This is a genomic window from Paraburkholderia dioscoreae (assembly GCF_902459535.1).
In the GTDB taxonomy this organism is placed as follows: domain Bacteria; phylum Pseudomonadota; class Gammaproteobacteria; order Burkholderiales; family Burkholderiaceae; genus Paraburkholderia; species Paraburkholderia dioscoreae.
On record NZ_LR699554.1, the window covers coordinates 385451 to 400034 of the forward strand.

Below are 14584 nucleotides of genomic sequence, written 5' to 3' on the forward strand. Positions count from 1 at the left end.
TGGCTTCCCCCCTTGAAGTCGGTACGGAAGGCGTCCAGCCTCACGGACTGACGCGTAAGATCAAAAAAAAACCGCCCGACAAAGTCGGACGGTTTTTCGCCATACACATGCCGCAAAGCGGCGGGAAATTACTGTCCAGGCGAACCAATCGATGCAGGTTTAAGCGGCTCGGCTATACCGCCGTGCACGCCAACCACTGCCTCAACGTAGTTTGGCGTCGTTGGCGAAACGGTATCCCACACGGCGGAGACCTTCGCATTGCCGCCAACGAAAACGGCACCAGCATGGTTTCCGGCCGCAACGAGGCTGGCATCTGCACCCGTGGCCGTTGGAATCGCTTTCGTCGTGCCGTCTCCCTGCGCCGCAGCGATCGGCGTCCCGTAGTTCATTGCAGCCGCGACATTACCGTTCGCGTCATAGACGATTACCGCATCGCCTTTACCCAAACCGATCGGATTTGCCGGATCGTTATTGACGTTCAGCATCGCAACGACCGGAACCGTGCCGGCGAGTCCCCAGGTTGTGCGGAACGTATTGTCGTCCGTGCCGGGCACACCTGGAACAACGACCAGATGTTCACCTGGTGCGAGCATCGTACCCGCCACAAATGCCGCGCTATTGTTGGCATCGTTGACGTCGGCATGATTGTCGCCCCACTTCCAGCCGGTCAGATCAATTGCCGCGCTGCCGGAGTTGTAGATTTCAAAGAAATCCTGGCCTCCGTCTGCGTTCGAGTTCACCTCCGAGATCAGGACGGTCGGCGCCGGCGCACCTGCCGCTGCAGTGGTGAAACTCTGCGTCGTGCCCGCATATGCGTTGCCATACAGGTCGCTGATAACGCCGTTGGCCAATTTTACGGTGTAGCGAGAGCTATCCTGCAGCGGTGTCGTCAAGGTGATGCTCACCCGGGCGCCGTTGAATTTGACCTGGGTCGTGTCGTCAACGGACACATTACGCGTATCGGAGCCGTTGCTGATAACAATGTTACCTGTGCCCGCCTGCACGACTTCACTGAACGACAATGTCATGTGGTTGCCGATAATGCCTGTCGCGCCATCTACCGGCGCGGTGCTGGTCAATGTCGGGGCGGTGTGGTCAACAGTACCAATCGCCTTGAACGAGAATGTCGATAAGTCGGTCACGGCAGAAACATCGTTCCCCGCTGTGGTCTTGATCGCCCCAGTCGGATACGTGATGTGGTAGGTGGTGCCGGCAACCATGTAGAACTTCGGATGAATCTTCATCACACTACCGCTGAACGTCACTTGCGATGTGTCGCTCACAGGAATCGACCGGGTGTCGTCGGCGCCATTACTGAGAACGATATTACCCGCACCCGCCTTCACCGATTGATCGAACGTCAGGTAGAGGTTGCTGCCCATGCCGACATTGTTCGTGCCGGTGGTTGGCTTGAAGATGGTCAGGCCCGGCAGACTCGGTCCCGCAGCCTGTTCACCGACCGCATAAATGGTGCCGTCCGGGCCCATCGTCACACCCTCGTTCTGGGCCGTGGCACTCATATACAAGCTGCTCAGCAACTTGCCGGTACGATCCATCTTGACGATCTTGCCATCCGGCGCACCGATGATGATGACACTGTCGTAATCCGGAGCGTTGGCCGGTGCGATATTCGACAACGAGAAAACGTCATTGAACGCAGAAAGGCCGGTCTTGGCCGCATCGAACAACACCGGCGGATTGTCTGTCGTTGGCAAGATGGGCGTGCCGTTCGATGCCGTCGCCGACCCGCCTGAAAAATTGACCGCCATCTGGAAAATGCTGGTCGGCTGCGACTGGCGCACGGCAATGTAGCCGCCTGTTTTGGTATCGAAAGTAACACCCTCAATACCGACGTTGGCAACCGTTGTACCCAATTTGACGGACTGCACGTCTGCTCTGCGCAGTGTTCCGCCTGGAACGTAAGTGAACAGATCGACTTGACGAAGACGCTCTTCCACCAATACGAACTTGCCGCCACCGGCATAAGTGATGCCTTCGGTGTCCTCGAAGTCGCCGGCATTGAGCGTCATGGAATCGATAACGTGACCATCGCTCTTTGCAACCTGTACGACTGAAGTGGCACCGTCGCCAACCACAAACAGCGAATCGGTATCCTTGTCATAGGTCACGCCGGATGCCTCTGCGTTCAACAGATTGGTGCCGGTCGTAGCGTACTGCAGAGGAAACATTGCTGTCTGCGTGTAGCTATTCAAGTCATAGGTGCTTTGCGGATCGGCAAATGCAAGCGCAGGGATTTTGCTATCTACCGCAGGCACAGTGGTATTGCCGCCACTGTCACCAGCAGTGCTGCTGCCAATATCGCCCCCGCCACATGCGCTAAGACCGGCTGCGAGAATCGCAGAAATTAAGAGTTTTGTTTTCACGGTACGGTAAGAAGTTGAAAGGTCGGTAAGAATTCGCGACCATAACGGACTTGTGTTGCGTCTTCGTGACTGATGAAACGGTACGAAAGACCTGACGGGGGCGACCTGTCACATGCTGTATCCGCGGAGCACCGCCTCCATTGCCGTACCCTTTTGCTCACTTGCCGCCGGTGACATCGAGAAACGTGCCGGTGATGAAAGACGCCTCGGCGCTTGCCAGCCATAGGATCGCCCGCGCAACCTCTTCAGGCTGACCGCCTCTTCCCATCGGGATCGAGTCCTTGACGCGATCCACTCGTCCCGGCTCGCCGCCGCTTGCATGCATGTCGGTGTAGATGTGGCCGGGGCGAATGCAGTTGACGCGTATCCCTTCCCGCGCGACTTCTTTTGCAAAGCCGGTAGTGAATGTCTCAAGCGCACCCTTCGACGCAGCATAGTCGACATATTCGTTTGGACTGCCAAGCCTGGCCGATGCCGATGAAACGTTGATCACGACACCGCCTCGGCCATTGTGACGATGCGACATCCGCTTCACCGCCTGCTGCGCACAGAGGATAGGGCCGATCGAGTTGACCGCGAAGATACGCTGCATCCGCTCGAATTCGAGATCCTCCAGCCGGGATTGCTGCGCAATGATCGCGGCGTTATTCACCAGCACGTCGATCCGGCCGAACTTCCGGTCGATCGCGGCGAATAGCTGAGCGACCTGCTCAGGATCTGCGCTGTCTGCGCGCACGGCTAAAGCCCGGCGTCCGACAGCTTCCACATCAGCCGCTACCGCGAGAGCGGCAGACTCGTCGGAGACGAAGCTTATCGCTACATCGTAACCGTGTGCGGCAGCGAGCCGCGCAGTCGCCGCGCCTACGCCACGGCCTCCGCCTGTTATCAGAATCAACGGGACCTGCGGGACGGTATTCATTTAGCGAACCTCTGCGTGACGGTGAGATGACGCCTCTTCAGCGCAATCGCGATGATGCATGCGGGTTCCGGTCCGGGGAGGGGGCGGGCGGTTGCTTCAGGAGGCGACAAGAAGAATATCTGTCTGGTGGTGGTCCGGCAAACCAGATAAATTGATGAATCGCGTTAGCTAAACTCTTGTGACACATCGCGCGCGATTAACGTCTTCCAGCCCGCATGAGCGGCCAGCCGATCTGCACGACAACGGCTTCGCCGCCGCTTCACTGCAACTCCCTCACCGTCGCGTCCAGATTCGCCGCGATCTCGCGAGCGCGCTGCTTCTCGTCATCGCCCATGCGTTCGGACAGTCTCGCCTCGACGATCCTGATTGCGGCGGCGTACGCCGGCACGCCGTCACGGGCTTCGAAACCAGCCCGCGCGCGGGCGATCCAGGCGGCACCGAGCGCACGGTCGCGCGGAACGCCGTTGCCGGTCAGAAAGCGCATGCCGACGCCGTATTGCATCAGCGGATTGCCGAGCAATGCCTCATTCAGGCACGACAAACCGTCCCAGCGCCGGCGCAGTTCGCCGACGGGCGCGAGCGAATCGTCGCTCCACAGGTTCGACGCCGCATCGGCCGGGACCAGCCAACGCCGCTCATTGCTGCCGAGGCCCGTTTCCGTGCCCGCCGCCAGCGCGTGCAAGGCGAGCGCAATCTGCGACTGCTCGGCCCCGCCTCGCGCGCCCTGGCGATGAAGTTGCATTGCACGCGCCGGCTCGCGCTGCGCGAGCAGCCCAATCTCGTACAAGGTCGCGAGATCGCTGGCAGCCCAGTCGTCGCCAGCGGCCATCGCTTTTTCGAGCCAGACACGGCCCGCAGCCGGATCACGCCCGACGCCGCGGCCATACGCATAAGCGACGCCCACCATCCGTTTGGCTTCCGCGTCGGCCGGCGCCGCCTTCGATGCCCACGCAAAGGCCTCGTATTCGTCGACGCGGCCGCCCAGGCCCGTCAACAGGTGCCACGCCAGCGAGCTTTGAGCGGAGGCATTGCCCTGATCCGCCGCGCGCCGGAACCAGTATGTCGCCGCTGACAGATCGGGCGCGACACCATCGCCGAGATCGTAGCTGTCGCCCAGTATCGACTGGTACTTCGGATCGCCCCGGTCCGCGACTTTCCACTGCCAGTACGCCCGGCTAGTGTCATTGGCGACGCCGTTGCGCGCGTCGGCGAGAATGCTCATCGCAAGCACGTTGCCGCTGCGCGATGCGGCCTGACACCAGCGCGCCGCGTAATCGGGACGACGCTGCACGCCGGGGCTTCCATATGCGTACGCGCTGCAAAGCCATGCCTGCGATGCCGGGTCGCCGAGCTGCGCGCCCTGCGAGAACCAGCTCAGCGCGACACCGGAATCCTGCTTGCCCGCAATGCCGCGCGCGTACGTATAGCCGAGCGCCGCGTAAGCTGCGGGAACGCGGCGCTGCGCTGCCGCTTCGAGCCACTCGACGCCCGTCTTGCCCGACAAAGACTGACCATGCTCGGTCAGATAAGCGCCGAGCGACACGCTGCTCGCGGGATCGCCCGCGTTTGTCGCGAGCGTCAGGTAGTGCAGGCCGAGAGGCTCGTCACGCGGCACCTCGGTGCCCGCAAGATATTGATTGCCGATCCAGCGCGCCGCCTCCACGTTGCCGTGGTCCGCCGCGAAGCGATACCAGCGCAGCGCCAGCGCTTTGTCGACTGGTGTGCCTTGCCCCTTCCACGCCATTGCGGCGGCGGTGACCGCCGCCTCTTCGCTGCCGCGCCCGGCGCCCTGGCTCGCCAGTTTGAACGCCTTGCCGAAGTCGACCGGCTCGCCTTCTCCGCGCAATGCATAGATCGCGAGATTGAACGAGGCGACGCCGAGCCCCTGCGCGTGCGCTTTCTCGAACCACGTGCGAGCTTCGGCGGAATCCTTGTGCGTGCCCCAGCCTTCACGGAACATCACGCCGAGGTCGTTCTGCGCTGTCGCCAGTCCTGCATCCGCTGCGCCGCGCATCCAGCCGATGGCTGCCTCCAGATCGACCGGACCGCCGCGACCGGTGCGATAGAGGTCCGCGAGTGCAAAACGTGCGGCGGCGTCGCCTTCGACCGCTGCCTTCCGGTACCACGAACGTGCCAGCACGTCGTTCCTCGCGACACCCGTGCCGGTTGCATAGAGGTCGCCCATTCTGCGCTGCGCATAGACCCAACCTTGCCTTGCCGCGTGCGACATCAGATCGACACCGCGGTGCGCGTCACGCTGTACACCAACGCCGCTGAGATACGCGTCGCCTAGCGCCGTCTCGGCGCCGGTGTTGCCCTGGCGCACGGCTTCGCGCAACCATCCGGCGCCGTTCCCGGCGTCGCGCGGCACGCCTTCGCCGCGCAACAACGCGAGGCCGAGCAGGAACTGCGCGCCCGCATCGCCGCCGCTCGCGCCGCGGATCATCCACGAAGCGGCGACAGCCGGATCTTTCGGCACGCCGCGCCCGAGCGCGGTGAATTGCGCCGCATTGGCCGCGCCGTTCGCCGAGCCACCCTCTGCGGCTTGAACGAAGTACCTGTATGCGGCGGCGTTATCGACCGGCTGGCCTTCTCCGTTCGCGCTCATTGCACCGAGCACCGTGGCCGACGTCGCATCGCCGTCTGCGGCAGCCGATTCGAACCACTGGCGCGCAGCGAGATAGTCCTGTGGAACCGCGGTGCCGTTGCGATAGAGGTTGCCGAGCATGCGGCGCGCGAGCAGCGAGCCGTCGAGCGCCGACGACTTGAGGATCGCCACGCCTGTCGCGGTGTCACGCTCACCGCCATAGCCGTACGTCACCATCTGGCCGTAGATGGCCCGCGCGGTCAGGTTGCCTTGCGCCGCCTCGTTCATGCATCGCGCGCGTTCGTCTTTCGGCTTTTCGAATGGCGTGACGCTCCAGGTGCGATTGTCGAGCATCAATGCACAAGGCGTCGTGCGGTTCTCGAGCGCCAACCGTGGATCCGCGGCGTGAAACCGGGCGCCTGAAAGTACCGCAGCGGTATCCGCATGCGGCGATGCCGGCAACGCCATTGCCATTGCCATTGCCGTAAAAGGCAGACCTGCCAGCGCCGCGAGCAGCAGCGCGCCGGCATCGCGACGCGCCCCGTTGCGCGATTTTTGTCGCACCCTCATGGCTGCTGGATCGTCACGTTTCTGATGATGGCGTCGGTCCGGCCGTCCTTGTCGTCAATCGATGTCGTCCACGCAATGCCGTAGTTCACGAGTAACGCCGCATCGAAGCGCACTGTCTCGCCGCGCTTCGTCACCGACTGGCAATGCAGACCGACCGCGTCTCCGTCGAGCGACCTGAAAAGCGTGGATGCGGGAACCGTCTTGCCGACCTCGCACGTCCGCGAGGTCTCGCCTTTCTCCGATGGCAGCGGAAGAGCCAGCTCGATGCTGCGCCCTTCGACAAGCGGTCGGCTCGCTGTGGCGACCGCTGCATCGTCCTTTAGCGTGCCGAGCGGCATCAGCTCGCGGGTTCCGACGGTTTGCGTCAGCAGACTCGCGACGCCGTAGCTCAAGCAGAAGTCTGACCAGTCCAGTCGAGCGGAATCCGCAGCCGGCGTCACCAGTTCGGCGATCACGCCATTATTTCGACGGTTCACGAAAGTGTCCTTGAACGGCGTCGGCTGGTTGGGCGTCGACGGGTTCTTCCATTCGGCATCGACGACAAGACGCGAGAACGGCAAAGGGCGGCTGCCGTTCTGCGGCAACTTCCGGCGAATCGAATCGGGCATGCGCCGCTCGTCGAACATGTCGTCCAGGTAGGCGTAGGGGTCGGCCAATACTTTCGCGCGTGCCGATGGCTTGTGGTCCATGATCTGGAAGAGCTCGTACGTCGCGGCCTGGCGCGATGCGGGCGGCAATCCGTCGACCGCGTCGACGGCAACGCGAATCAACTCGCAGGCATTCGACGGACCCTTCGCGCTGAATTGCGACGGCACTTTCGATTCGAGTTCCGTATCGGCATCGAGCAGTTCCGCGGTGGTGTATCGCTCGTCGTTCGAGTCGAGCGTGCTGCGATCGACTGAAATCTCCATGATTTCCAGCAGATTCTGGAAACTTTGCGTGGAGAGGGTTTTCGCCATCAGAAAGAAGTCGCGTCCGTTGGCGGCGAGCGCGTCGCAGTCGCTCTTCGGCCCTTGCGCCAGGCCTTTTAACAGGTGCAGCACGCGCAAGCGATCGTCCGGTGACAACTGCCCGCCGAACATCCCTCGCGTTTGCGACCAATTGCTGAGCCGGTTCCGGAACTCCGGGTCGGCCGCAATCCGCGTGACCAGCTTGACGAGCAACTGGCCCTTTTCCGAATCGGGATCGAGTCCTGCCTGTCCGACGATCTGGCGGATACGCTCGCTGGTCAGGGCCGCTGGACCGGCCGGCACGGTTGTCTGCGCTTCCGATGCCGGTGCGACAGGCTGCGTGCTTCGCATATCCAGCGCATTTGCGCTTACTGCCGTGAAAAACAGCATCACCCCGTAGAAACTGGTCTTGAGCTTCATCTTGTTCGAATGTGCACTACGAAAATGTGAACGGAACCGCGCGCGCGGAGGCGCGCCGGTTCATTCAAGCGGCATGCATGACGTGGATGTGGCCGTATGGATATCGGCAAGATGACGGGAGTTCTTGAGAGGCGTTGCTTTGCTTTCATCCAGCTTTTCGCCAAACGTGCCGGTCGAATGCGAAGCGGGAGTTGAGTTTGCCGGATGACGCCTGGAATCGCCGCATGTCGTCGAGTCCGGTTTTACAGGCACGAGAAGACGCTGACCCCGTAGGTCTTGCATGGAAGAAAGGATGACAGGGGGATTCTGAGCGACGCGACGGGTCATGTGCTGCGGATTGCCGTTAGCCGGCGAAACGCCCAACTCCGGGCGGCTAAGCTGGCAACATGAATCGTGGACAGTCAGCGTGCTTCCGCCCTGCGCGCCTTCTCGAACGGTGTCTCATTCAGGGTAACGCTTATTACGAACGCATTACCCACTCGGGTTTCGGCAACCGTTCAGGCGCTGATATTGATGATCGAGCCGGCCGCGACACCTTGTGCCGTACCAGCGCTCGCAGCCGCTTGTACTGGGGAAGAACTGGCCATTGCGCTCACCACGCCGACTGCGCCTGGTACGTGATGGTGATGCACGCTTTTCGCGGAACTGCTCTGTGACGTCGTTGCCGACTTCAGGTGCGCCGCAAAACTCGACTGACTTGACTCGCTCGCGGAGCCTTTGCCCGTTAGCATCGACAGCCCGGAACTGATGGCGCTGGTTACGCCGCCGAGTAGGGTAGACGCTGCACCGAGTGGAATCATATTCACATCCGTCAGAATGGGGTAATTGAAATGCCTGCGCCCTCGGACTATACCGCGTTTTCCCGCGATTCGAGAGCCAAACTGCGGTTCGGCAATGCCGGGGCGACTAGCGGACAGATCCCTGAGCCAGTGCGGCAAGGATGGCATTGGTGAGTTCAAGCAGGGCCGAGTGATAGCCGGCATGCAAGGGCACGTCGTCCATTAGCGACATCGCGTCCTCGATACCTTGCCGGAATGACAGCGCGACCTCGGCGCGCTGCGACGTTGTGAGCTGGGGCAGGGCCGCGTCGAGAAATTTGCCTAGCACCATCGCTCGTGCCCCAAGCATGCTCACGGTCTCCATGTTGGCGGTCACGAGCCGGCTCATTTTCTCCAGCGCCGCGTCGGCATTGTCCAATTTCAGACTCCTCAGAACGCCTGCCAATCCACGGAACTGGTGTCGGTCGCGATCACGGCGTTCTTGTCCGCCGTCACAACCGGTGCCGTCTTGGCCGGCGTTGCACGCGAAGGCGTGCGAGCGGCAGGTGCCGGACGACGCGTTACCGCTCGCGAAACAGCCGGGCGCGACGCGGATACGCCGCGGTCGTCGAGCTTGAAGACGGCCACCGCGTCACGCAACGCCTGGGCCTGCTGCGCCATCGACTGCGTAGCGGCCGACGCTTCCTCGACCAGCGCGGCGTTCTGCTGGGTCACCTGGTCCATCTGGCTGACCGCCTGACTGACCTGTTCGACACCCGTGCTCTGCTGCGCCGACGCCGCGGCCATCTCGCCCATGATGTCCGTCACGCGCTTGACCGACTGGACCACATCGTTGATCGTGCTGCCCGCTTCCTCGACGAGCTTCGAGCCGGTATCCACCCGGCTCGCCGAGTCGTCGATCAGATCCTTGATTTCCTTGGCCGCGCTTGCACTGCGCTGGGCGAGCGTGCGCACCTCGCCGGCCACGACCGCGAACCCTCGCCCCTGTTCACCGGCGCGGGCAGCTTCGACCGCGGCATTGAGCGCAAGGATGTTGGTCTGGAACGCGATGCCCTCGATCACGGTGATGATCTCGGCCACCTTGGCCGAACTGTCGGAGATGCCATGCATGGTTTCGACCACCCGTCCGACCACGTCGCCGCCGCGCCGTGCAATGTCCGATGCGGTATTGGCCAACGTCATCGCCTGCCTTGCGTTGTCCGCGTTATGACGGACCGTGCCGGCCAGTTCCTCCATGCTCGAGGCCGTTTCCTCCAGTGAAGCTGCCTGCTCTTCGGTGCGCGCGGACAAGTCCGCGTTGCCGGACGCGATTTCAGCGCTAGCCGTCGCCACGCTTTCCGCATTGCTGCGGACACTGCGTACCACCTCGGTCAGCGAATTCTGCATGGCACCCAGCGTACTCAGCAACGGCGATATCTCGTCAGCGTGGGAATCGACGACCGTAACCGTAAAATTGCCGTCCCGAACCCGTTCAGCCACTCTCTGCGCTTCGGCGACGCGGCTACGAAGGCAGCTTCCTATGTACCACGAGAGCGCAATGAGACCGACCGCGATAGCAGTCACGAGGCTCACCAGCAGCAATCGCGTCCACTGCAAGGCTCTTTCAATGTCCGAGACCTGGCCGCCGAGTTGTTCGCCTTGTCTGGCCCGCTCCTCGCCCAGCCATTTTTGAATGCGCGCGAAGGTGGGGATGGTTTGTGCCGTCAACATCTGGAACGCTTCGTCACGGTGGCCGTCCTGAACCAGCCGAAGATTGGCTTCCGCCACCGGCCAGGCGTCGGCCTGCATTTTGAGCCAGACATTGCGGAAGGCGTCTCTTCCTGCTTCGTCAGTAATGTTGCTGAAAAACGCATCGTCGTTGCGACGAATCTGTTGACGTTCCGCGTCGATATTCCGCGCGGCGGCCTGTACGTCGTCGGCTGACGACACCAGCATCGCATGGCGCAAATCCAGTAGTACCTGTGTCACGCCGAGTTCGGTGCTTGCAATGCGCTCCAACTGCTGCATTCGCACATTGCCCGCGTTGGCTGCGATCCGCTGCGCGTCGGTCAGCTGGATCCAGGAGATGACAGCGACTGCTGTCAGAGCAACGATCAGTGCGGCCGAGACGGCATAGAGTCGGTGAGTCAGGCTGAAGCGCGCGAAGAGTTTCATGACGGAATGAATGGAGGAATCGAACGAGTGGCAAACTCCCTTGGCCAGGAGACGCCACGAAGCCCACTGGCCTGAGTGTGCGGCAGAACACTTATGCATAACGGCTCAAGATCGGCCGGCATTAGTACTGGAGTTCGGGACGGTGCCTTACGGAAATCGCAAAATACTGGCCAACCGTGTGTGATAGGAGGAGGCGCGGATACGACGGGAGAACGGCGCCAGAGGTCGGGACTGGAGCCCGGCGGCGAGGAGCACAGGAGACGATCGGCGGCTGGTGTTTCTTTACATTCAGGGCGGTGAGCTGGGTAGCTGGCGATTCGTTGCCGACGCGGTCGCTCCGAGCGACATCCGGGGAAAGATGTCGATGTAATTCGCGATTGCTAACGGGTTCGCACGAAGATACGACGCTGCGAGGCCATCGGAAATGGCCTCGCAGTTTCAGAAGGGCTTCATCAAAGCGAGCGGCGGGCATCCGGTTGCGACGATGCGCACTACGCGGTCGTCACACCGGATACGCCGCCGCCCGTTACGCAGCCACCGCGATGCCGAAGATATGCATCTTCCCGGCGCTGACGTTAACGGGCAGCGTCACGCTCTTCACGGTCTTGCCTGGATTGATCGCGACCGCCTGCGAGAACAGGTAGCTCTTCGTGTTGTCCTGGCTGCCCGTCGGGGTGTTGCGATAGGGCATCATCGCCACGACCGTGTTCGTCAACGTGCCGCCGCCGCCGTTCAACGTGCCGTCGTCCAGCGTCAGCGAGGCGGACGTGCTACTGCCATCGGTGTAGTTGACCACCACCGTGCCCGTGCTCGGCCCGTTGCCCGACGCGCCGAGAAACACGAGGCTCGAACCCGTCGAACCCGCTGGCATGTCGATCGTCTGACCGGCCACGACCACGTTGTCGAGCGCCTGCTGGTTCTTCGTGAGATTGACCGGTAGCGAGAACGTCGCGCCGAGTGTCGTCACGGTGCCCGACGCTCCGATCACGCCTGCCAGCGCCGTCGATGAATAACTGTTCAGGCTTCCGTCGAATGCCGCGCCGAGGCCGGTATTCGCAATGCTGCCGTTCAGACTGAAGCCCTGGTTGTTATACGCGTCGGCGATGCTCGCGTACTCGGGCAGACCGAATGACGGCGGCAGATCCGACGCGTCCGTGCCCCAGGAGGAAGCCGAGGCGCCCATCCCATAGACCAGCGACCCGCCGTTCGCCACGTCGGAGAACGACAGCCACGGCGTATTGACCGCCTTGCCGTTCACCTGCAGCGACTGCACGTAGTTCGAGTTCGGCGCGCCGGCTGCGCTGATCGTGATCGTCTTGCCGTTCTCGAGCGTGATCGTCGCCGCTGAGACCTGCGGGCTATGCAGCGCGAAACCCGCCACGCCCGGAACCTCCGGATACATGCCGATCATCGCCCATATGTACCAGCTCGACATCGCACCCATGTCGTCGTTGCCCGGCAGGCCGCCCGGCGTCGCCGCAAACTGCGTCGTGACGATGTCCTTGATCAGATCGGCCGTCTTCGACGGCGCGCCGGCCCAGTTGTACACCCACGGAATCGCGAACGAAGGCTCGTTGCCGATGTACAGGTTCGCCGCGCCATTGCCGGCATTGAGCGCGGTGCGCAGCGAGTCGAGTCGTGTCTGTACCGTGCTGTTGCCACCGAGCAGATTCACGAGGCCGGTCAGGTTCCAGGGCACCATCCATGTGTACTGCTCCGCGCTACCCTGATCGTAGTTGTCGGTACTGGTCTGGGTTTCGTTCGCGTATGCGCCGTTCGTCGAGCGTGCTTCGAGCAGCGGCGGCGTGGACGCCGTGTTGATCGAATACTGCCAGCCGGCCGAGCGGCCCAGCGCCTGCTTCGCCATCCACGCGTTGCCGAGCGCGGCCGCGAACTGCGATGCGGCGAAGTCGGTCTGGTTGTATTCGAGGCTCGACGACGCAATCGCGGTTTCTCCCGACGTGATGTAGCCGAACTTCAGATACGTCGAGCGGCCGCCGTTCACGCCGATCGTCGTGCCGGACGCGTTCTTGCAGACCGCCAGGTTGTTCGTGTTCAACTGCGCCATGATGTGGTTCAGCGCACCTGTCGTGTCGAAGTTGTGCGACCCGAATGCATACGCGGTCGCGACGATGTTCGTGCCGCCGTCGCCGACCATCGTGCCGGAGTCGTAATTGTCGTTGACCCAGCGCGGAATGGCGCCGCACTGATCCGCATCGTTCAGCAGCGACTGCACCATGTCGCCGGTCTCGGTCGGATACAGCATCGCGCGCAGCGGCATCTGCGAACGATAGACGTCCCAGTTCGAGAAGCCGGAGTACTGCGCGTTCTGGCCGCTGACCACCGTATGGGGCGTGCCGTCGAAGCCCAGATACTGGCCGTTCACGTCGCTGAAAATGCTCGGCGCCCACAGCGCGTGGTAGAGCGCGGTGTAGAAGTTCGTCATCGACGTGGTCGAGCCCGGCGTGACGACGATCGAGTGCAGGCGCTGGTTCCAGGCCGTGTCGGCGGCGTTCTTGACCGCGTCGAAGTCCCAGCCGGCGTTTTCGGTGTCGAGATTGAGCTTCGCGTTCGCCATGCTGACGTACGAGACGCCGACCTTGACGAGCACCGGCGCGCCCGGCGCGAAGGACAGGGTCGCGACGCCGCTGCTGACCGTCGATGTGGACAAGATCGGCTGGTTGAACTCGGCGTAGAAATAGACCGGCACGCGGCTCGCCGCGCCTTCGAAGTTACCGCCCACCGTATAGCCTGATAACGCGGTGCTCGACACCTGCGTAACGGCGCCCGTCGTTGCCGTCAGCGTGTTGGTGTGCGTGGTGTCGATCCGGATGAACTCAGGACCGTTCGCCGGGAACGTAAAGCGCCCAAAGCCCGTACGCAGCGTTGCGGTCAGCTCGACTTTCACCGAGTTGTCGAGCGCCACGGCGTAATAACCCGGCTTCGCCATCTCGTTCGCGTGCGAGAACGTCGGCGTCAGGTTGGCGAGCGTGGTGGTCGCGACGAACGGGATTTCGCCGTTGTTGCCCTGGCCGCCCGTGCCGCTCATGTGGGTCAGGCTGAAACCCGCGATCGAGTTGAGGTCGTAGTAGTAGCCCGGCGGCGAGCCGGGTTCGGCGGTGCTGCTCGACGCCGGCGTCGTGTTGGTATCGGGGCCCCACTGCACCATGCCCGACGGCAACCCGGCCGCCGGCAGCGTGTTGCCGCCCGCGCCATGTGCCGTCGGCGTCGGCGAGGTGCCCGGCGCCGTGCCGATCAACGGGTTGACGTACTGTGTCAGCGACGCCTCAACCGGTGGGGTCGACGAGCCGCCGCCCGAGGTGGACGTGCCGCCGCCCGAAGGCGAAGATGGTTGCGATCCACCCGACGACGAAGAAGGCGACGGCGCGCTGTTCGAGCCTCCGCATGCCGCAAATATTAAGGATATGGCTATCCCTACGGCTCCATTCCGTATTTTTTTTAACATGATTTACCCGGTAATTAAACGATATCCGGCCTGTTTGGCGGCGCCGAATTTTTTTTATTCTGCTGCTGTTTTCAAGTTGCGCCAATGAGCCGGACATAGCCGTTCATTGCGCGGGTCAAGGGAGTAACTTTTCGGGCAGTTGCATTAAATTGAAAACTTATTGGTGTGAAACAAAGGCCCGATTATTCGCCTGAAATATAACGATTTTGTTTAGGTTTCGTTTAAGCGATATGACTTGGAATTTTGAAAGCTTTAACGGAAAAGACACGGCTGCCGCAGGGTCATTGCCGGCCAGGCAACACCCGCCCCCGAATGAGCCTAGGCACGTGCGTTCAGCGCGTCGACACAAGCAGCC

8 protein-coding genes are annotated in these 14584 nt (G+C 62.3%); all 8 read right to left on the reverse strand.

The features are described from left to right. Positions 1-128: 128 nt before the first annotated feature. Complete coding sequence (locus tag PDMSB3_RS21935) at positions 129-2384, reverse strand: SdiA-regulated domain-containing protein (protein ID WP_007176049.1); 2256 nt, start codon at positions 2382-2384, stop codon at positions 129-131. Positions 2385-2541: 157 nt separating this feature from the next. Then, positions 2542-3303, reverse strand: coding sequence for a glucose 1-dehydrogenase (locus PDMSB3_RS21940; protein ID WP_007176050.1), 762 nt, complete (start codon positions 3301-3303; stop codon positions 2542-2544). Between the two features lie 259 nt (positions 3304-3562). Beyond that, a complete protein-coding gene (locus PDMSB3_RS21945; RefSeq protein WP_007176051.1) occupies positions 3563-6460 on the reverse strand; it encodes an SEL1-like repeat protein in 2898 nt (965 codons plus the stop codon). Then, the gene (locus PDMSB3_RS21950) at positions 6457-7830 is read right to left on the reverse strand and encodes a hypothetical protein (RefSeq protein WP_007176052.1); all 1374 of its coding nucleotides are present in this window, start codon (positions 7828-7830) and stop codon (positions 6457-6459) included. The genes PDMSB3_RS21945 and PDMSB3_RS21950 overlap by 4 nt, the downstream gene beginning before the upstream one ends. Before the next feature lie 497 nt (positions 7831-8327). After that, positions 8328-8630 (reverse strand): hypothetical protein, encoded by a 303-nt coding sequence (locus PDMSB3_RS21955; RefSeq protein ID WP_007176053.1) that lies wholly within the window; start codon positions 8628-8630, stop codon positions 8328-8330. Positions 8631-8736: 106 nt separating this feature from the next. After that, positions 8737-9027 (reverse strand): hypothetical protein, encoded by a 291-nt coding sequence (locus PDMSB3_RS21960; protein ID WP_007176054.1) that lies wholly within the window; start codon positions 9025-9027, stop codon positions 8737-8739. An 11-nt stretch (positions 9028-9038) separates the two neighbouring features. Beyond that, a complete protein-coding gene (locus tag PDMSB3_RS21965; RefSeq protein WP_035516411.1) occupies positions 9039-10763 on the reverse strand; it encodes a methyl-accepting chemotaxis protein in 1725 nt (574 codons plus the stop codon). 526 nt (positions 10764-11289) lie between these two features. Beyond that, complete coding sequence (locus PDMSB3_RS21970) at positions 11290-14229, reverse strand: GH92 family glycosyl hydrolase (RefSeq protein WP_007176056.1); 2940 nt, start codon at positions 14227-14229, stop codon at positions 11290-11292. Positions 14230-14584 lie beyond the last annotated feature (355 nt).

What these genes read in the sequence shown, in the direction of transcription:
- PDMSB3_RS21940 (WP_007176050.1), bottom strand. Translation starts at nt 3,303, where the DNA reads ATGAATACCGTCCCGCAGGTCCCGTTGATTCTGATAACAGGCGGAGGC.
- PDMSB3_RS21945 (WP_007176051.1), bottom strand. Translation starts at nt 6,460, where the DNA reads ATGAGGGTGCGACAAAAATCGCGCAACGGGGCGCGTCGCGATGCCGGC.
- PDMSB3_RS21950 (WP_007176052.1), bottom strand. Translation starts at nt 7,830, where the DNA reads ATGAAGCTCAAGACCAGTTTCTACGGGGTGATGCTGTTTTTCACGGCA.
- PDMSB3_RS21955 (WP_007176053.1), bottom strand. Translation starts at nt 8,630, where the DNA reads ATGATTCCACTCGGTGCAGCGTCTACCCTACTCGGCGGCGTAACCAGC.
- PDMSB3_RS21965 (WP_035516411.1), bottom strand. Translation starts at nt 10,763, where the DNA reads ATGAAACTCTTCGCGCGCTTCAGCCTGACTCACCGACTCTATGCCGTC.
- PDMSB3_RS21970 (WP_007176056.1), bottom strand. Translation starts at nt 14,229, where the DNA reads ATGTTAAAAAAAATACGGAATGGAGCCGTAGGGATAGCCATATCCTTA.